Annotated in this window: 19 protein-coding genes and 1 pseudogene; 15 read left to right on the forward strand and 5 right to left on the reverse strand. The window is 62.8% G+C overall.

The genetic code is table 11. The annotated features are described in order from the left end of the window. The first annotated feature begins 51 nt into the window (after positions 1 to 51). The 8 genes from ABE456_RS06450 to rpoS all read left to right on the forward strand — a co-directional run bounded on the left by ABE456_RS06450 (position 52) and on the right by rpoS (position 7,244). Positions 52 to 1,164 carry an S-(hydroxymethyl)glutathione dehydrogenase/class III alcohol dehydrogenase gene (locus ABE456_RS06450; protein ID WP_016712915.1) on the forward strand — a complete coding sequence of 371 codons (1,113 nt, stop codon included), beginning with the start codon at positions 52 to 54 and terminating at the stop codon, positions 1,162 to 1,164. A gap of 8 nt (positions 1,165 to 1,172) precedes the next feature. Beyond that, positions 1,173 to 2,027, forward strand: coding sequence for an S-formylglutathione hydrolase (fghA, locus tag ABE456_RS06455; RefSeq protein WP_346643190.1), 855 nt, complete (start codon positions 1,173 to 1,175; stop codon positions 2,025 to 2,027). A 75-nt stretch (positions 2,028 to 2,102) separates the two neighbouring features. After that, entirely contained in the window at positions 2,103 to 2,576 is a 474-nt protein-coding gene (gene ispF / locus ABE456_RS06460; RefSeq protein ID WP_346643191.1) for a 2-C-methyl-D-erythritol 2,4-cyclodiphosphate synthase, read from the forward strand. After that, positions 2,573 to 3,631 carry a tRNA pseudouridine(13) synthase TruD gene (gene truD, locus ABE456_RS06465; RefSeq protein ID WP_346643192.1) on the forward strand — a complete coding sequence of 353 codons (1,059 nt, stop codon included), beginning with the start codon at positions 2,573 to 2,575 and terminating at the stop codon, positions 3,629 to 3,631. Before ispF ends, truD begins: the two co-directional genes overlap by 4 nt. After that, positions 3,619 to 4,368, forward strand: a complete 750-nt coding sequence (surE, locus tag ABE456_RS06470) for a 5'/3'-nucleotidase SurE (protein WP_346643193.1) — start codon at positions 3,619 to 3,621, stop codon at positions 4,366 to 4,368. Before truD ends, surE begins: the two co-directional genes overlap by 13 nt. 35 nt (positions 4,369 to 4,403) lie before the next feature. Continuing rightward, positions 4,404 to 5,042 carry a protein-L-isoaspartate(D-aspartate) O-methyltransferase gene (locus ABE456_RS06475; RefSeq protein ID WP_346643250.1) on the forward strand — a complete coding sequence of 213 codons (639 nt, stop codon included), beginning with the start codon at positions 4,404 to 4,406 and terminating at the stop codon, positions 5,040 to 5,042. A 222-nt stretch (positions 5,043 to 5,264) separates the two neighbouring features. Next, entirely contained in the window at positions 5,265 to 6,128 is an 864-nt protein-coding gene (locus ABE456_RS06480; RefSeq protein WP_346643251.1) for a peptidoglycan DD-metalloendopeptidase family protein, read from the forward strand. A gap of 108 nt (positions 6,129 to 6,236) precedes the next feature. After that, a complete protein-coding gene (gene rpoS, locus ABE456_RS06485) occupies positions 6,237 to 7,244 on the forward strand; it encodes an RNA polymerase sigma factor RpoS (protein ID WP_346643194.1) in 1,008 nt (335 codons plus the stop codon). A 565-nt stretch (positions 7,245 to 7,809) separates the two neighbouring features. Here the strand turns inward: rpoS and ABE456_RS06490 are convergent. The 3 genes and pseudogenes from ABE456_RS06490 to mutS form a co-directional block, all read right to left on the reverse strand. After that, positions 7,810 to 8,172 (reverse strand): annotated as a pseudogene (locus ABE456_RS06490) (transposase); the annotation flags it as partial. Between the two features lie 109 nt (positions 8,173 to 8,281). Beyond that, a complete protein-coding gene (gene fdxA / locus ABE456_RS06495; RefSeq protein WP_004375459.1) occupies positions 8,282 to 8,605 on the reverse strand; it encodes a ferredoxin FdxA in 324 nt (107 codons plus the stop codon). 140 nt (positions 8,606 to 8,745) lie between these two features. Further along, positions 8,746 to 11,319, reverse strand: a complete 2,574-nt coding sequence (gene mutS, locus ABE456_RS06500; RefSeq protein WP_346643195.1) for a DNA mismatch repair protein MutS — start codon at positions 11,317 to 11,319, stop codon at positions 8,746 to 8,748. Between the two features lie 151 nt (positions 11,320 to 11,470). Between mutS and ABE456_RS06505 the strand changes: the two genes are divergently transcribed. The 4 genes from ABE456_RS06505 to recX all read left to right on the forward strand — a co-directional run bounded on the left by ABE456_RS06505 (position 11,471) and on the right by recX (position 14,739). Beyond that, positions 11,471 to 12,538, forward strand: coding sequence for a hypothetical protein (locus ABE456_RS06505; RefSeq protein WP_346643252.1), 1,068 nt, complete (start codon positions 11,471 to 11,473; stop codon positions 12,536 to 12,538). A gap of 55 nt (positions 12,539 to 12,593) precedes the next feature. Next, positions 12,594 to 13,076: a CinA family protein gene (locus tag ABE456_RS06510; RefSeq protein WP_346643196.1), complete on the forward strand. Its 483-nt coding sequence runs from the start codon at positions 12,594 to 12,596 to the stop codon at positions 13,074 to 13,076. A 103-nt stretch (positions 13,077 to 13,179) separates the two neighbouring features. Further along, entirely contained in the window at positions 13,180 to 14,247 is a 1,068-nt protein-coding gene (gene recA, locus ABE456_RS06515) for a recombinase RecA (RefSeq protein WP_346643197.1), read from the forward strand. A 21-nt stretch (positions 14,248 to 14,268) separates the two neighbouring features. Next, the gene (gene recX, locus ABE456_RS06520) at positions 14,269 to 14,739 is read left to right on the forward strand and encodes a recombination regulator RecX (protein ID WP_346643198.1); all 471 of its coding nucleotides are present in this window, start codon (positions 14,269 to 14,271) and stop codon (positions 14,737 to 14,739) included. A 224-nt stretch (positions 14,740 to 14,963) separates the two neighbouring features. Here the strand turns inward: recX and ABE456_RS06525 are convergent, their stop codons facing one another. Continuing rightward, complete coding sequence (locus ABE456_RS06525; protein ID WP_346643199.1) at positions 14,964 to 16,082, reverse strand: LOG family protein; 1,119 nt, start codon at positions 16,080 to 16,082, stop codon at positions 14,964 to 14,966. A 160-nt stretch (positions 16,083 to 16,242) separates the two neighbouring features. On the opposite strand from ABE456_RS06525, the gene ABE456_RS06530 reads away from it, so the two are divergent. Then, on the forward strand, positions 16,243 to 16,452 hold the full coding sequence (locus ABE456_RS06530) for a hypothetical protein (RefSeq protein WP_346643200.1): 210 nt from the start codon (positions 16,243 to 16,245) through the stop codon (positions 16,450 to 16,452). Positions 16,453 to 16,459: 7 nt separating this feature from the next. Here the strand turns inward: ABE456_RS06530 and ABE456_RS06535 are convergent, their stop codons facing one another. Continuing rightward, positions 16,460 to 16,879, reverse strand: a complete 420-nt coding sequence (locus ABE456_RS06535) for a quorum-sensing-regulated virulence factor family protein (RefSeq protein ID WP_346643201.1) — start codon at positions 16,877 to 16,879, stop codon at positions 16,460 to 16,462. Positions 16,880 to 17,140: 261 nt separating this feature from the next. On the opposite strand from ABE456_RS06535, the gene ABE456_RS06540 reads away from it, so the two are divergent. Both ABE456_RS06540 and erdR read left to right on the forward strand, forming a co-directional pair. Then, positions 17,141 to 17,851: a tRNA-uridine aminocarboxypropyltransferase gene (locus tag ABE456_RS06540; RefSeq protein ID WP_346643202.1), complete on the forward strand. Its 711-nt coding sequence runs from the start codon at positions 17,141 to 17,143 to the stop codon at positions 17,849 to 17,851. 181 nt (positions 17,852 to 18,032) lie between these two features. Continuing rightward, positions 18,033 to 18,683: a response regulator transcription factor ErdR gene (erdR, locus tag ABE456_RS06545; RefSeq protein ID WP_012270921.1), complete on the forward strand. Its 651-nt coding sequence runs from the start codon at positions 18,033 to 18,035 to the stop codon at positions 18,681 to 18,683. The last annotated feature ends 35 nt before the right edge of the window (positions 18,684 to 18,718 follow it).

Consider the following 18,718-nt stretch of genomic DNA (forward strand, 5'->3'; position numbering starts at 1 on the left):
GCGGTGAATTACACTGCTAGTCTGAATCGACCCTCTGTCTGGAGACCTTTGATGATCAAGTCCCGTGCTGCCGTAGCCTTCGAAGCCAAGAAACCCCTGGAAATCGTCGAAGTCGACGTGGCCATGCCCAAGGCCGGCGAAGTGCTGCTGCGCGTGGTCGCCAGCGGTGTCTGCCACACCGACGCCTACACCCTGTCCGGTGCCGACCCGGAGGGCATCTTCCCGTCGATCCTCGGCCACGAGGGCGGTGCGATCGTTGAAGCGGTAGGCGAGGGCGTGACCTCGGTGGCGGTCGGCGACCACGTGATCCCGCTGTACACCCCGGAATGCGGCAAGTGCAAGTTCTGCCTCTCGGGCAAGACCAACCTGTGCCAGGCCATTCGTGCCACCCAGGGCAAGGGCCTGATGCCGGACGGCACCACGCGCTTCTCCTACAAGGGCCAGCAGCTGTTCCATTACATGGGTACCTCGACCTTCTCCGAGTACACCGTGCTGCCAGAAATTTCCGTGGCCAAGATCCAGAAAGAAGCGCCGCTGGAGAAGGTTTGCCTGCTGGGCTGCGGCGTCACCACCGGTATCGGTGCGGTGCTCAACACCGCCAAGGTCAAGCCGGGTGACACCGTGGCCATCTTCGGCCTCGGCGGCATCGGCCTGTCGGCGGTGATCGGTGCGGTCAAGGCCAAGGCCTCGCGCATCATCGCCATCGACATCAACCCGGCCAAGTTCGAAATCGCCCGCCAACTGGGTGCCACCGACTGCATCAACCCGAAAGACTACGACCGCCCGATCCAGGAAGTGATCGTCGACCTCACCGACGGTGGCGTGGACTTCTCCTTCGAGTGCATCGGCAACGTGCAGCTGATGCGTGCGGCACTTGAGTGCTGCCACAAGGGCTGGGGTGAATCGGTGATCATCGGCGTGGCCGGTGCTGGCCAGGAAATCGCCACCCGTCCGTTCCAGCTGGTCACCGGCCGTGTATGGCGCGGTTCGGCGTTCGGCGGCGTGCGTGGCCGCAGCGAGCTGCCAAGCTACGTGGAAATGTCCGAGAAGGGCGAGATTCCGCTGGATACCTTCATCACCCACACCATGGGCCTTGAGGACATCAACAAGGCCTTCGACCTGATGCATGAAGGCAAGAGCATCCGCAGCGTGATCCACTTCTGAGGTACGCCATGAGCCTGGATAACATCTCCTGCCAGAAGAGCTTCGGCGGCTGGCACAAGCGTTACCGGCATCACTCCAAGGTGCTGGGTTGCGACATGGTGTTTGCCGTGTACCTGCCGCCGCAGGCCGAACAGGGCGAGAAGCTGCCGGTGCTGTACTGGCTCAGTGGCCTCACCTGCACCGATGAGAACTTCATGCAGAAGGCCGGCGCCCAGCGCCTGGCCGCCGAACTGGGGCTGATCATTGTCGCGCCGGATACCAGCCCGCGTGGCGAGCAGGTGCCGGGCGACCCTGACGGCGCCTGGGACTTCGGCCTGGGGGCCGGCTTCTACCTCAATGCCACCCAGCAACCCTGGGCCCAGCACTACCGCATGCACGACTATGTGGTGGAGGAGTTGCCGGCGCTGATCGAGGCGCACTTCCCGGCCTCGGCCGAGCGCAGCATCAGCGGCCACTCCATGGGTGGGCATGGCGCGCTGGTGTGCGCCCTGCGCAACCCGGGGCGCTACCGCTCGGTGTCGGCGTTCTCGCCGATCAGCAACCCGATGGATTGCCCGTGGGGCGAGAAGGCCTTCAGCCGCTACCTGGGTGAAGACCGTGCGCGCTGGCGTGAATGGGATGCCAGCGTGCTGCTGGCCGATACTCCGGCCGGCGAGTGCCCGCCGTTGCTGGTGGACCAGGGCGACCGCGACGACTTCCTCGAGAAGCAGCTCAAGCCTGAGGCGCTGGAGCAGGCGGCACGCAAAGGGGGGCATGAACTGACCCTGCGCCTGCAGCCAGGCTATGACCACAGCTACTACTTCATCGCCAGCTTCATCGAAGAGCACCTGCGCCATCATGCGGTGGCGCTGGGGCGGGTGTAAGGCATAGCTGCGAGGCAGCCCCAATGCCTCAAAAGCAGGTAGAATCACGCCCTGACTCATTCAGGGCGTTTTCTTATGCGTATTGGCCACGGCTACGATGTGCACCGTTTTTGCGACGGTGATTTCATTACCCTGGGCGGGGTGCGTATCCCCCACAAATACGGCCTGCTGGCCCACTCCGACGGCGACGTGCTGCTGCACGCCCTGAGCGATGCCTTGCTTGGCGCGGCAGCGCTGGGTGACATCGGCAAACACTTCCCCGACACCGACCCGCAGTTCAAGGGCGCCGATAGCCGTGTACTGCTGCGTCATGTGGTCGCTATCGTCAAGGCCAAGGGCTGGAAGGTTGGCAACGTCGACGCCACCATCGTCGCCCAGGCGCCGAAAATGGCCCCGCACATCGAAACCATGCGCCAGCTGATCGCCGAAGACCTGCAGGTCGGGCTCGACCAGGTCAACGTCAAGGCCACCACCACCGAGAAGCTGGGCTTCACCGGCCGCGAGGAGGGTATCGCCGTGCATTCGGTCGCCCTGCTGCTGCCAGCATGACCGAACTGGAACTGCTGGGCCCGTGCGCATCGGGCGAACCACTGGGCACCGCCGTACTCAAGGCGGTGGCCGAAGACTTCCAGGTTGACGAAGTGCTGGATATCCCGCTGTCGGGCCAGGGCGAGCACCTGTGGCTGTGGGTCGAAAAGCGTGACCTGAACACCGAAGAAGCTGCCCGCCGCCTGGCTCGCGGCGCTGGCGTGCCGGTGCGCAGTATCAGCTATGCCGGCCTCAAGGACCGCCAGGCGCTGACCCGCCAGTGGTTCAGCCTGCACCTGCCGGGCAAGGCCGACCCGGACCTGTCGCGAGCCGAGGATGCCAGCCTGCGTGTGCTCAAGCAGGTGCGCCACCAGCGCAAGCTGCAGCGCGGCGCGCATTCGGCCAATGGTTTCACCCTGCGCCTGACCGCCCTGGTTGCCGATCACCAGGCGGTGGATGCGCGCCTTGAGCAGCTCAAGCAGCACGGTGTGCCCAACTACTTCGGTACCCAGCGCTTCGGCCATGGCGGCGGCAACGTGCACGACGCCCTCGACTGGGCTGCGCGCAAGGCCCTGCCTGAGCAGCGCAACGTGCGTTCGCGGCTGCTGTCGGCCGGGCGCAGCTACCTGTTCAATCAGTTGTTGGCTGCACGTGTCGCCGAAGGCAGTTGGAATCAGGCCCAGGTCGGCGACCTGCTGGCGTTTACTGACAGCCGTAGCTTTTTCCCGGCGGGCGAGGCGGAATGTGCCGACCCGCGCCTGGCGATTCTCGACCTGCACCCGACCGGCCCGATGTGGGGCGAGGGCGCTTCGCCTGCTGGTGGCGCCACTGCGCAACTGGAAAACGCCGTCGGTGCACGCCAGCCGGCACTTTGCCAGTGGTTGGCCCAGGCGGGCATGGATCACGAACGGCGTATTCTGCGGCTCCCTATTGGCGGCCTGACGTGGCATTATCCCGAGCCTGATATCCTGCAACTGGAATTCGTCCTGCCGGCCGGATGCTTCGCCACCGTGGTGGTGCGCGAAGTCGTGGATCTGGTGTCGGCAGGGCAGACGGACAGCCCATGCGTATTCTGATTTCGAACGACGACGGTGTTACCGCACCCGGCATCGCCGCGCTGCACGCTGCGCTGGCGGATTACGCCGAGTGCGCGGTAATTGCCCCGGAGCAAGACAAGAGCGGCGCCAGCAGTTCGCTGACGCTGGACCGGCCACTGCACCCGCAGACCCTGGCCAATGGCTTCATCAGCCTCAACGGCACGCCGACCGACTGCGTGCACCTGGGGCTCAATGGGCTGTTGCCGCACACGCCGGACATGGTCGTGTCGGGGATCAACCTAGGTGCCAACCTGGGTGATGACGTGCTGTATTCGGGCACTGTTGCTGCAGCGCTGGAAGGCCGATTCCTCGGGGGGACGTCGCTGGCGTTTTCGCTGTTGTCACGCCAGCCGGACAACTTGCCGACCGCGGCCTACATCGCCCGCCGCCTGGTCGAGGCACAGTCGCGCCTGGCGCTGCCGCCACGCACCGTGCTCAACGTCAACATCCCCAACCTGCCGTTGGAGCACATTCGCGGTATCCAGCTCACCCGCCTCGGTCACCGGGCGCGGGCGGCGGCACCGACCAAGGTGGTCAACCCGCGCGGCAAGGAAGGCTACTGGATCGCGGTGGCCGGTGATGCCGAGGACGGCGGCCCGGGCACCGACTTCCATGCGGTAATGCAAGGCTACGTATCGATCACCCCGCTGCAGCTCGACCGCACCTTCAATGATGCCTTCGAGCAGCTCGACGGTTGGCTGGAGGGCCTGCTCTGATGCGCGAGGACGATATGCTGCGGCGTGGTATCGGCATGACCTCCCAGCGCACCCGGGAGCGGCTGATCCAGCGCCTGAGCGAAGAGGGTGTTTCGAACACCAAGGTGCTCGACGTGATCCGTCGCACCCCGCGCCACCTGTTCGTCGACGAAGCGCTGGCGCATCGTGCCTACGAAGACACCGCGCTGCCGATCGGCCACAACCAGACCATTTCGCAACCCTACATGGTTGCCCACATGAGCGAGTTGCTGCTCGAGGCCGGGCCGCTGGACAAGGTGCTGGAAATCGGCACCGGCTCGGGTTACCAGACGGCGATCCTGGCCCAGTTGGTAGAGCGGGTGTTTTCGGTGGAGCGCATCAAAGTACTGCAGGACCGGGCCAAGGAGCGCCTGGTGGAGCTGAACCTGCGCAACGTGGTGTTCCGCTGGGGTGACGGTTGCGAGGGCTGGCCGGCGCTGGCGCCGTACAACGGCATCATCGTTACCGCCGTGGCGCCGGAAGTGCCGCAGGCGCTGCTGGAGCAACTGGCGCCCGGTGGCCGCATGGTGATCCCTGTGGGGCCGGCCGGCGAAACGCAGCAACTGATGCTGATCGTGCGCGAAGAACATGGGTTCTCCCGTCGCGTGCTGGGGGCCGTGCGCTTCGTACCGCTGCTCAATGGGCCGCTGGCCTAAGCTTCACTGCGTCGAGCCGCGCGGTATTTTTGCGTCAGTGGCGAATTCTTGCCGCAACGCCCTGTCTATCTGGCGGGGCGAAGCGCAAGTGCACTGCTTGCAACAGCCCTTTGCACATCCCTTTGCATCGGCCCTGCCAATGTGAGCGGGCTTGGTTATAATTGCAACAATATTGCATTTCTTGTCTTCATATCGTTTTTCGGCACCATGAGGGGAGCGCGGGTGGGTCACACAGTCATTCGGCAGCGCAAGGACGGGTCGGGTTTCCAGCTTCTGGTGATTGCACTGGCCATGGGCACGCTACTGGTGGGTTGCTCGAGCACCAGCAGCAACAGCAGCAGCGCGCGGGTGGTCGACCGCAATAGCACCGTGCCCAAACGCCCGGTGGTGACTTCCGGGCAGTACATCGTCAAGCCTGGTGACACGCTGTTCTCCATCGCCTTCCGCTATGGCTGGGACTACAAGGAGCTGGCCGCACGCAACGGCATCCCGGCGCCCTATACCATTCGCCCAGGGCAAGCGATTCGTTTCAGCAGCGGCTCCACCAGCAGCACCACGGTAGTGTCCAGCCCGTCCTCTTCGAGCAAGACCACGGTCATCCGGCGGCCTGTGGGCAGCACTGCCACAGTGCCTGCCAGCAGCGGCAAACCGGCCACGCCAGCGTCCTCCACCAGCACCCCAGTGGCTGCCACCGTGCCAGCTGCGGAGCGTGCGGTAGGCGGCTGGACCTGGCCTGCCAGCGGCGTGCTGATTGGAAAATTTGCTTCAAACGGTAGTTTGAATAAAGGCATTGATATCGCCGGTGATTTGGGACAGCCTGTTTTTGCTGCGTCTGATGGTGCGGTGGTTTACGCCGGGAGTGGTTTGAGGGGCTACGGCGAGCTGATCATCATCAAGCATAGCGATACCTACGTCAGTGCCTACGGTCATAACCGCAGGCTGTTGGTTCGGGAGGGGCAGCAGGTCAAGGCAGGGCAGTCGATTGCTGAAATGGGGTCCACGGGCACTGATCGGGTGAAGCTGCATTTCGAGATTCGCCGCCAGGGCAAACCCGTCGATCCGCTCCAGTTCCTGCCAAGTCGTTGACCGTTGTACCCGGCCTGTTCCTGCGATGTAGAGGGGACAGGCTCAAGCGCTGCCAGGGATATAGGTGCCGCTCGAGTCTGAGTTCGAACTCAGCAAAGGACTATAACAATGGCTCTCAGTAAAGAAGTGCCGGAGTTTGACATCGACGATGACGTCCTCCTGATGGAGACGGGGATCGTTTTGGAAACGGATGTGGTGTCAGACGAACCTGCTGTATCTTCGGTTCGGACCAGGGCGAAGTCGGGCACTTCGCTCAAGCAACACAAGTACATCGATTACAGCCGGGCGCTCGATGCTACCCAGCTGTATCTCAACGAGATCGGATTCTCGCCGCTGCTGTCGCCGGAAGAAGAAGTGCACTTTGCGCGCCTGTCGCAAAAGGGTGACCCTGCCGGCCGCAAGCGTATGATCGAAAGCAACCTGCGCCTGGTTGTAAAAATTGCCCGTCGTTACGTGAATCGCGGCCTGTCGCTGCTCGACCTGATCGAGGAGGGCAACCTGGGGCTGATCCGTGCTGTCGAAAAGTTCGACCCGGAGCGCGGTTTCCGTTTCTCGACCTATGCGACCTGGTGGATTCGCCAGACCATCGAACGGGCGATCATGAACCAGACCCGCACCATTCGCCTGCCGATCCACGTGGTCAAGGAGCTGAACGTCTACCTGCGCGCCGCGCGCGAGTTGACTCAGAAGCTCGACCACGAACCATCGCCGGAAGAGATCGCCACGCTGCTGGAGAAGCCGGTCGCCGAGGTCAAGCGTATGCTCGGCCTGAACGAGCGGGTGTCCTCGGTGGATGTGTCGCTTGGCCCGGACTCGGACAAGACCCTGCTCGATACCCTGACCGACGACCGCCCGACCGACCCGTGTGAACTGCTGCAGGATGACGACCTGTCGCAGAGCATCGACCAGTGGTTGGGTGAGTTGACTGACAAGCAGCGTGAAGTGGTGGTGCGTCGCTTTGGCCTGCGCGGGCATGAAAGCAGCACCCTGGAAGATGTTGGCCTGGAGATCGGCCTGACCCGTGAGCGGGTGCGGCAGATCCAGGTGGAGGGGCTCAAGCGTCTGCGTGAGATCCTCGAGAAGAACGGCCTGTCCAGTGAGTCGTTGTTCCAGTAGCGAAAGCCAGCAATACAGAACGCCCCGATGACCTCGGGGCGTTTTTGTTTGTGGTGGAAAAGTGATGCCTTATTTGAGAATGCCGGGGGCGCTGTGTGCCCCTTTCGCGATACAAGGCCGCTCCCACAGGTACTGCATCGCATTTGAATGTACCCCCAAATATGCCAGGCAAGACACATATCGAATATGTACCGCGCTACCCCGGTAACATCGCGTGTAAGCCTTTGCTTACTTGTTTTGTAAGCTATCTATGCAACCTTCGGTAAATCAATGTCGCTTCCAGCCCCTGCGTTTTCCCAAGCCATTGAAAACACGAGCTTATTCGGCTGTGAGGAAATGTGTCTCGCGCAACACCCTGAGAGGTTTGCCGGTTGCTCGCCCGGTTCAAGCCGCTAGTATTCGAACTGTGCAGAGGGACATGCACAGGCTTTCAGGACGAAGGCCAGGGACATCGCAAGAAGCGATTCATCAGGATGATGTTTGGGACAAGCAGGGACTACGGAAAAAATGTGGGCGGGTCAAACCGCCCCTTTTTTTGCCCGCAGAAAAACAAAAAAGGCCCCGAACACGTCGTAACGAAAGCGACTTTGTTGTTCTTACGAAAATCGGCGATGGTCTTGAAGTCGGGTTTGAGCCGGTTGATCAACCACATCACCTCGATGTTGCGCTGGCATTCAGCTTCCAGGCGACGGGACGACCGAATGCGCTGGAAATAGCCATAAAGGTAGAGTTTGAGCTGATCGGCGGGGTCGTAGGCGGGGCGCCCGGTGGCCTTGGGCTGAGTTTTCTCAAAACCGAGCTGACCCAGATCCAGCTTGGTGACATACAGGTCGATGACCCGTACGAGGTGATCTTCAGGGATCAACTCCTCCAGCGAGACCGGGAATAAGCTGGTCTGGCTGCGGGACTCTCCTTGTATGTAGGCCATAACGAAAAATGCTCCGTATCTTTCGATACGGAGCATTCTCTTAAAGGGCCGGGCAGATTGCTAGGTTTTCACACAGTCTGCGAAGGGCCTTTTTCGTATCCGGGCGCTATCAGCGCTCCAGATCTGCAATCTTGCCAGTTTTGCCGTCCCACTCTTCAGCGTCGGGCAGGGCGTCCTTACGCTCGGTGATGTTCGGCCAGATTTCCGCCAGTTCGGCGTTCAGCTCGATGAAGTTCTCCATGCCCGCAGGCACTTCGTCTTCCGAGAAGATGGCTTGCGCTGGGCACTCCGGCTCGCACAAAGCGCAGTCAATGCACTCGTCCGGGTGGATGACCAGGAAGTTCGGGCCTTCGTAGAAGCAGTCCACCGGACAGACTTCCACGCAGTCGGTGTATTTGCATTTGATGCAGTTGTCGGTGACGACGAAGGTCATTTCTAGTTCTCTCCTCAGGCGACGGCGGCGGCCCTTCCTCTCAGGGCCGCGCGGTTTACGGGTATGTGGCTGCAGGCCAGGCTAATAACCTGCAGCACCAGCAAACCGCGGCGGATTCTACCAGCTTGTAGTGGGCGCCGTTATAACAGGTTCTTTAGTTGATATAGCATTTCGATAGCTTGACGCGGGGTCATGTCGTCCAGCTGCAGCTTGCCCAGCTTCTCGATGGCCGGGTGTGGCAGGCTGGCGAACAGGTCGCTCTGGTGCGGCACCTGTGGTACGTCCTTGGCCTTTTGGGCCGGGGGCTGTTCATGCGGCAAGCTGGTGGTTTCCAGCCGGCCAAGGTGTTCGCGGGCACGCTGGATGACTGCCGTCGGTACACCGGCCAGTTGTGCCACGGCCAGGCCGTAGCTCTGGCTGGCAGGGCCAGGCAGCACGTGGTGCAGGAACACGATACGCTCATTGTGCTCGGTAGCGTTCAGGTGCACGTTGGCCACCAGCGGCTCGCTCTCCGGCAGCACGGTAAGCTCGAAGTAGTGCGTGGCGAACAGTGTGTAGGCGCGCAGCTGGGCCAGGCGCTCGGCGGCGGCCCAGGCCAGCGACAGGCCATCGAAGGTGCTGGTGCCGCGGCCCACTTCGTCCATCAGCACCAAGCTGCGGTCGGTGGCGTTGTGCAGGATGTTGGCGGTTTCGCTCATCTCGACCATGAAGGTCGAACGCCCGCCGGCCAGGTCATCGCTGGAGCCGATGCGGGTGAAGATGCGATCGACCAGCGACAGCTCGCAGCTGGCTGCCGGTACGAAACTGCCAATGTGCGCCAGCAGCACGATCAGGGCGGTCTGGCGCATGTAGGTAGACTTACCGCCCATGTTCGGGCCGGTGATGATCAGCATGCGCGTGCTGTTGTCCAGGCCCAGGTCGTTGGCCACGAACGGCGTGGTCAAGACCTGCTCCACCACCGGGTGGCGGCCCTGTTCGATGCGCAGGCATGGCTCGTCGACGAAGCGCGGGCAGTTCAGGTCGAGGTTCAGCGCGCGTTCGGCCAGGTTGCTGAGCACGTCCAGTTCGGCCAGGGCGGCGGCGCTGTCTTGCAGCGGTGCCAGGTGGCTGATCAGGGTTTCCAGCAGGGCGTCGTAGAGCATCTTCTCGCGGGCCAGGGCGCGGCTCTTGGCCGACAGCGCCTTGTCCTCGAACGCCTTCAGCTCCGGGGTGATGAAGCGCTCGGCGCCCTTGAGGGTCTGGCGGCGGATGTAGTCGCCCGGGGCCTGTTCGGCTTGCTTGGTCGGCAGCTCGATGAAATAGCCGTGCACGCGGTTGTAGCCGACCTTGAGGTTGGCCAGGCCGGTGCGGGCCTTTTCCCGGGCTTCCAGGTCGATCAGGAACTGGCCGGCGTTCTCGCTGATTGCCAGCAGCTCGTCCAGTTCGTTGTCATAGCCGGCCTTGAGCACGCCGCCATCGCGGATGACCGCTGGCGGGTTGTCGATGATCGCCCGCTCCAGCAGACTGGCCAGCTCCGGATAGGTGCCGGTAATGGCGGCCAGGCGCGCCAGGTGCGGCGCCTCCAGCTCGGTCATGGCGTTCTGCAGCTCGGGCAGCGCGCCCAGGGCATCGCGCAGGCGTGCCAGGTCACGTGGGCGGGCATTGCGCAGGCCGATACGGGCGAGGATGCGCTCGATGTCGCCAATTTCCTTGAGCTGCGGCTGCAGCTTCTCGAAGCGGTAGCTGTCGAGCAGGCAGCGGATCGAGTCCTGGCGAGCTTGCAGCACCTTGAGGTCACGCAACGGGCGGTTCAGCCAGCGACTCAGCAGGCGGCTGGCCATGGCGGTCTGGCAGCGGTCTACCACCGACTGCAGGGTATTGTCGCGCCCGCCGGCCAGGTTGATGTCCAGCTCCAGGTTGCGGCGGCTGGCGCCGTCAAGAATAACGGTGTCGTCCAGGCGTTCATGGCGCAGGCTGCGCAGGTGCGGCAGGGCGGTGCGCTGGGTTTCCTTGGCATAGGTCAGCAGGCAGCCGGCGGCGCCGATGGCCAGGGTTAGCTTGTCGCAGCCAAAGCCCTTGAGGTCCTTGGTCGCAAACTGCTGGCACAGGGCCTTGCGTGCCGAGTCGCGGTCGAAGTCCCACGGCGCGCGGCGGCGGGCGCCCGGGCGTTTTTCGGCAGGCAGGTCGCGCGGCCAGTCGTCGGGGATCAACAGCTCGACCGGGTTGAGGCGCTCAAGCTCGGCCAGCAGGTTTTCCCAGCCCTTGATCTCCTGCACGCTGAAGTTGCCGCTGGTGATGTCCAGCACGGCCAGGCCGAACAGGCGCTCGTCACCGAGCAGCGCGGCAATCAGGTTGTCGCGGCGCTCGTCGAGCAGGGCCTCGTCACTAACCGTGCCAGGGGTGATGATGCGCACCACCTGGCGTTCCACCGGGCCCTTGCTGGTGGCTGGGTCGCCAATCTGTTCGCAGATCACCACCGATTCGCCGAGCCTGACCAGCTTGGCCAGGTAACCTTCCAGCGAATGGAACGGAATCCCGCACATGGGGATGGACTGGCCGGCCGACTGACCGCGCGCGGTCAGGGTGATATCCAGCAGTTTCGCGGCCTTTTTCGCGTCTTCGTAGAAGATCTCGTAGAAGTCGCCCATGCGGTAGAACATCAGCTGGTCCGGGTGCTGGTTCTTCAGCTTCCAGTACTGCTGCATCATCGGGGTGTGTGCGGAAAGATCAGACATTCAGGGCCTTACAGCGGGTGATCTGGTTGGCGATGGTAAACCGGCAATGGTACAGGCTTTTTTGTCAGGATGCAGGCGCCGGCAATGGAGCTGCGCTGTTTTACCCTCTAGAATGCGCGGCCCTTGATGAGCGCTCCTAGCCGTGACCCGTATGAATGTGTCCAGCCATGTCCCCCCAGTGAAGCAGCAGCTGATCTACCTCCTTTATGGTGAAAAGCGGATCTACCAGCTGGAAGCCAAGTTCAGCATCCTCACTGCCCTGGGGCGTTGCAAACCGGCAGAGCTGCCGGTGATCCGCGTGCTCACCGATCAGCCACAGGCCTTTGCCGGCTGGCCGGTGGAAGTGATCACGCTGGACCAGCAGACCCTGAAGGCCTGGACAGGCAGCGGCGGCTACACCCATCGACGCAAGGCCTGCGCCATTGCCCAGGCCGGGCAGTGGGCCGACAAGACCGTGTTCATCGATACCGATACGGTGTTCCTGCAGTCGCCGCAGAAGCTGTTCAGCCAGGTCGGTGACGGGCAGTTCCTGGTCGACGAGGTGGAAATGAGCTGGGCCGAGGCCTCTCGCAGCAGCTATTACCGCAGTTTTACCCGTGGGGTTGCCGATGCGGGTAATGCGCCTGCCGATGACCTGCGGCTGTGCAACAGTGGTGTCATGGGTTTTGCCCGCGACAACGTTGGCGTCGCCGAGCGGGCCATTCAGCGGATCGACGCCTGGACGCCTTATGCCCGTGACCTGCATACCATCGAGCAGGTCGCCTTTTCCTTCGAGCTGCACGGGGCGCAGATCAATGAAGCACGTGGCATCATCAGCCACTACTTTGCCGTAAAGCAGTACGTCCATGCGATCCTGGAAGTCTTCTTCGCCCAGCATGGCGAGTGCTTCCAGTCGAAGATGCCAGGCCTGGCGCTGAAGGTGCCGGCGCATCGCCCGGTACCTTCGTGGCTGGCGCGGCTTTCGGTGAAGTGGAGCCTCAAGCGCGTGCCGCGGGAGTTGCGTGGCATCGGGCGCAAGCTGTTGTACGGCAGTGTGATGGGTAATGACGAATACCAGCGCGCCTGCAAGGTGATCTGGTGGCGTTCGGCAATTGAAGACATGCGTAAGCAGGGTGGCTTCGATTGGAGCCAGGAATGGCCCGAAAGCCTGCCACGCCTCGGTCAGCGTGACGAGCGTGCGTTCAAGGCGATTGCCCGGGACAGCCTGAAGGTTTCCTGAGCCAGGGCACGGTGCGGGGTGATAGGGTAGAGGGCAGCCCACAAGGAGCCCCACCATGGACCCGATCACCACGCTTGCCACTCGCCTGGGTGAACACCTGCGCCGCTTCAACGCACAGGTGACCACCGCCGAATCCTGCACCGGCGGCGGTATCGCCGAAGCCATTACCCGCGTGCCCGGCAGCTCGGCCTGGTTCGAGGCTGGTTACGTGACCTACTCCAATGCCCAGAAAACCCGCCAGCTGGGGGTGCCCGAGGCTTTGTTCGGCCAGGTTGGCGCGGTCAGCCAGGAAGTGGTCGAAGCCATGGTCCGCGGTGCCCAGGCCGCCAGCGGTGCGCGCTTTGCCGTGGCGGTAAGTGGCGTGGCCGGGCCAGACGGTGGTTCGCCGTCCAAGCCGGTGGGCACCGTGTGGCTGGCCTGGGGTGACGGCGGCCATGTGTTCAGCGAGCGTCGCCAGTTCGACGGTGACCGCGAGGCGGTGCGCCGACAAACGGTGATCGCCGCGTTAGACGGCTTGTTACAGCTTGGTGCCGAGTAAATCGACGACAGGGGTTTGCGCGGGCGCTTGCCTGTGGAATAATACTGGCTACTTATACAGGTATTCCGGCCGTCAGGGCCAAGTCGAACACGTGAGGATTTCAATGGACGACAACAAGAAGCGCGCCTTGGCTGCGGCCCTGGGTCAGATCGAACGCCAATTCGGTAAAGGCGCGGTCATGCGCATGGGTGACCAGGAGCGTCAAGGCATTCCGGCCATCTCCACCGGTTCCCTGGGCCTGGACATCGCCCTAGGCATCGGCGGCCTGCCAAAAGGCCGTATCGTCGAGATCTACGGCCCGGAATCGTCGGGTAAGACCACGCTGACCCTGTCGGTCATCGCCGAAGCCCAGAAAAACGGCGCCACCTGCGCCTTCGTCGACGCCGAACACGCCCTCGACCCTGAGTACGCCGGCAAGCTGGGTGTCAACGTCGACGACCTGCTGGTTTCGCAGCCGGACACCGGCGAACAGGCCCTGGAAATCACCGACATGCTGGTGCGTTCCAACGCGGTTGACGTGATCATCGTCGACTCCGTGGCCGCTCTGGTGCCGAAGGCCGAGATCGAAGGCGAGATGGGTGACATGCACGTGGGCCTGCAGGCTCGCTTGATGTCCCAGGCGCTGCGCAAGATCACCGGTAACATCAAGAACGCCAACTGCCTGGTTATCTTCATCAACCAGATCCGTATGAAAATCGGCGTGATGTTCGGTAGCCCGGAAACCACCACCGGTGGTAACGCCCTGAAGTTCTACGCCTCGGTGCGTCTGGACATCCGCCGTACCGGCGCGGTCAAGGAAGGCGACGAGGTGGTCGGCAGCGAAACCCGCGTCAAGATCGTCAAGAACAAGGTATCGCCGCCGTTCCGTCAGGCTGAGTTCCAGATCCTCTACGGCAAGGGTATCTACCGTAACGGCGAGATCATTGACCTGGGTGTATCCCAGGGCCTGGTCGAGAAGTCCGGTGCCTGGTATGCCTACCAGGGCAACAAGATTGGTCAAGGTAAAGCCAACGCTGCCAAGTACCTGGCTGAGAACCCGGCCATTGGCGCCGAGATCGAGAAGCAGATTCGTGACAAGCTGCTGAAAGCGGGTGCTGTTGCTGAAGCCGGCAAGGCTGCTGCTGCTGAAGCCGATGCCGACGACATGGCCGACGCTGAAGCCGGTTATTGATTGCGCGGTAGATAGCCGAATATGTCCGCCGTACTCGACACCCCCGTCGCCATCCGGCGGACAGCCATGGACCTGCTCGCGCGACGTGAGCACGGTCGCGTCGAGCTGACGCGCAAGTTGCGTCAGCGCGGCGCTTCGGATGAGCTGATCGAGCCTGAGCTCGACCGGCTCGCCGAAGAAGGGCTGCTTAGTGAAGCTCGCTACCTCGAAAGTTTCATCAGGTACCGTTCCAGCTCCGGCTATGGCCCTGCGCGTATTCGCGAAGAGCTGGGCCAGCGTGGTTTGGCGCGTGGTGATATCGAGCAGGCATTGCGCGAGAGCGAGGTGGATTGGGGCGAGCGTATGCGTGACGTATGGCAGCGCAAATTTGCCGGTCAGCGCCCTCACGACCCCCGCAGCCGTGCCCAGCAGACCCGGTTTCTTGCCTACCGCGGCTTCCCCATGGACATGATCGGCCGCCTGCTCAGTGGGCGTGATCTCGACGATTACTGATCGTCAAATCTGCAGCTATATGCGGCACCTACAGGTACTGCACTGCCCTTGGGGCGGCGCTGAGCCTGTGGGGGCGGGCGTGCCCGCGAAGAATCCAACTCGGTGCATGGCACCGGCTGCGCCGGTGTTCGCGGCTAAAGCCGCTCCCACAGAGATCTGGGCAAGCTTCTGGATTTTACGCTAGACAGCTGCTCCCACTGTGCCAGAGCCAATCCCAAGCGCCATCAACTGACCTTCAACGCCTCCCTGGCCCGCTGAGTGGTATGCATCGGCTGTGGCTTGGCCCAGTTCTCCGACAGGTTGATGAAGTCGACCAGCTCACGCAAGCGGCCCTGGTCCCGGCCATTGAAGGCGAACGACAAGCGGGTCAGGTGGCTGTAATTGCCCACCTCGTGCTCGGCGCTGCTGTCAGGTTGCTGGTGATACTTGCCACTCAGGCGCAAGTCGGCAAAGCCTTCCTGGATGTCATACAGCGCCGCCTCGCTGAGCGGGTGGTGCATGCGGATCACGAACTGGTTCTTCAGCCAGCGGCTGGAGTGGTAGTTGCTGTAGAACTGGTTGATTTCCTCCACGGCTTCATCGGCGCTGTGCACCAGGCGCAGCAGCTTCAGGTCGCTGGGCAGGATGTAGCGGTTCTCCTCCAGTTGGCGGCTGACGAAGTCCAGGCAGTCGCGCCAGAAGCTGCCGCCGGGCGAGTCCAGCAACACTACCGGCACCAGGGGGCTCTTGCCGGTCTGGATCAGGGTCAGCACTTCCAATGCTTCATCCAGCGTACCGAAACCACCCGGGCACAGGACCAGGGCATCGGCTTCCTTAACGAAGAACAACTTGCGGATGAAGAAGAAGTGGAACGGCAGCAGCTTGTCGGTGCCGCCGACCGTGGGGTTGGCGTGTTGTTCGAAGGGCAGGGTGATGTTGAAGCCCAGGCTATGGTCGCTGCCGGCGCCTTCGTGGGCAGCGGCCATGATGCCGCCACCGGCACCGGTGATGACCATCAGGTCGGAGCGTGCCAGGGTGGCGCCCAACTCGCGGGCCAAGGCGTACATCGGGTGCTCCAGCGGGGTGCGCGCCGAGCCGAACACGGTTACCTTGCGCCGGCCTTTGTAGCGTTGCAGGGTGCGGAACGATTGGTCAAGCTCGCGCAGGGCTTGCAGGGTGATCTTGGCGCTCCAGCGTTCGGTGTCATCATGGGCCATGCGCAGGATGGTCAGCATCATGTCGCGGTACAGCGGCAGGTTGGAGCTGTTCGGTGCCACCAGTTGCAGTTGTGCGTCGATGTTGCTCAGGTCGATGTTGTTGTCGCGGAAGTGGCTGAACAGCAGTTCATTCGATTGGTAAGGCATGCAACGTCTCCTTCTGCACCAATACCTCTGCCCTCAATCTAGACCCTCTCGCGCGATTGTGCCGGGGCATTGAGCGCCGCCGCCCGTCGGTATATGGCCAATGGCGATGTGAGTTTGGTTAACTGGGGATGCGAAACGTGTCGATGCAGGAGGTGGCGGTATGCATCGCTTGATCATCGAGGTGGACCGGCAGCTCTATCAGCAGCTGGAAAATGCGGCCCAGGTTCATCACCTGAGCCTGGAGGCCGAGTGCCGTCGCAGGTTGTCGGGGCTGGAGTGCCAGTCGCGCTACTTGCAGGCGTTACTGGCGGAGATGCGTGCCGATGCCGCTGAAGGCCACTGGCACGCCCTTGAAGACGAAAAGGTGTAGGGCCTGATTACTTCTTCTTGTTGCCGGCCAGGCAGCTGGCATTGTCGAAGGCCTGGTCCATGATCGGCTGGTTGGTCTTGTAGACCGTGAAGCGGTAGACCATTACCGCGCCCTTGGACATCAGGTTACGGAAACCGCTGTTGCGGCAGACACTGTCACCCAGCTGGCTGCGCACCTGCGCGGGGTTGGCCTGCATGCGCTCGGCGTGGCTCTGGCGCACGCTCAGGTGGTTGACCAGCGCCTTGCCCTCTACGGTGTAACCCTGGTCGAGGATGTCCTCGTTGATGGCGCGCGGGGTGCCGACGCTGCTCTCTTTGGCGACCTTCTCCAGCATCTTGTTCAGGTCGTAATCCTGCTTGGAAGCCGCCTGGGCTGCCAGGGGCAGGGCGAGCAACAGGCTCAGGGCGGGGGCGATAAGGCGCAGCATGAATCTCTCCTGGTTCGATGACTGGCGCTTTGACATGCGCGGGTCGACGGCGTTCCGTGAAAGCCTCACTGTGGATGTCATTGCGGCCGCAGTGCGGCCCGTCGCCGGCAAGCCAGCTTCCACAGGGGCTCGGTAAACCCCGATTATAAGGACCGCGCTGCGGCCTGCACAGTAACTGCCCCCTGTTCTGGTAGACTGGCGCCCTTGTTTTCCCAGAGTCGTCCTTGTGCCCATTTTCAACTTGTCCAGAGGCCTGCCGGCATGAGCCATGCGGTAGCGCGCCTGCGCGCCGAACGCCTGGCGCGCAGCAACAAGCCTTTTATCGCCCGCGGCTCGCGTGCCGAGCGCTGCCCGGACTGCCGGGTCATCGCCACCCATTGCCTGTGCGCCTGGAAACCCCGGGTGCCAGCCGAGTCTGGCGTGTGCCTGCTGATGCACGACACCGAGCCATTGAAGCCCACCAACACCGGCTGGCTGATTGCCGACCTGATCGAAGATACCTCTGCCTTCGGCTGGCTGCGCACCTCGGTCGACGAACGCTTGCTGGCCCTGCTGGAAGACCCACGGTGGCAGCCCTACATCGTCTTTCCCGGTGAGTTTGTAGCCCAGGAACGCGTGGTCAGCGAGGTGCTGCGGGAGCCGGGTAAGCGCCCGCTGTTCATCCTGCTGGATGCCACCTGGACCGAGGCCCGCAAGATGTTCCGCAAAAGCCCGTACCTCGACCGCTTCCCGGTGTTGAGCCTGCAAGCCGAGCAGATGTCGCGCTACCGCCTGCGGCGCTCCAAGCGCGATGATCACTTCTGCACGGCGGAAGTCGCGGCCATGTGCCTGGACCTGGCCGGTGATACCCAGGCCTCGCAGGCGCTGGATGCCTACCTGGATGTGTTCAGCCTGCATTACCTGAGCGGCAAGCGGCGCCTGCCGCTGGACGAACAGGACGACACCCACCAGCGTTTGCATACCTTCCTATAGTCCAAGGGGCACAACCCCTGCTTTGGTTCATAATGACGGGGCTGGCAGCCAGGGTGGGCGAGACGGCAGGGCGATTGGCTTGACCACCCTTGACCGTGCTCGGCATCCTTGGCGCCGATTCCCCGCCGGGCGCTTACCTTACCCCCCCGCGCGCCTGGCACAGAACAGGATCCTTAGATCGATGGCCACTTACGAAATCCTGATTGCCGATGACCACCCACTGTTCCGTGGCGCCCTGCGCCAGGCCGTTACCCTTGGCCTGGGCCCGGATGTACGCCTGGTCGAAGTCGCCAGCATTGCCGAGCTGGAAACCCGCCTGAGCGAAAAAGCCGACTGGGACCTGGTGTTGCTGGACTTGAACATGCCGGGTGCCTACGGTTTTTCCGGGCTGGTGCTGCTGCGCGGGCAATACCCGCAGATCCCCGTGGTGATGGTTTCGGCGCAGGAAGAGGCCGCCGTGGTGGTCAAGTCCCGCGAATTTGGCGCCAGTGGCTTCATTCCCAAGTCCAGCCCCCTGGAAGTGATCCAGGATGCCGTGCGCAAGGTGCTCGACGGCGAGGTCTGGTGGCCGCCGCAGGCGTTTGAAAAGGTTGATGTCTCGGCCGAAGCCAAGGCCGCCAGCGAAGGCCTGGCCAGCCTCACGCCTCAGCAGTTCCGTGTGCTGACCATGGTCTGTGAAGGGCTGCTGAACAAGCAGATCGCCTATGAACTCAGCGTTTCCGAAGCCACCATCAAGGCCCACGTGACCGCGATTTTCCGCAAGTTGGGCGTGCGCACCCGGACTCAGGCCGCGCTATTGCTGCAACAACTTGAATCGGTTGCCAGCAACTGACTGCGCGTGGCTTCACGCTTTTTTGACCCGGGCCG

It is taken from the genome of Pseudomonas sp. TWI929 (genome assembly GCF_039673335.1).
GTDB lineage: Bacteria > Pseudomonadota > Gammaproteobacteria > Pseudomonadales > Pseudomonadaceae > Aquipseudomonas.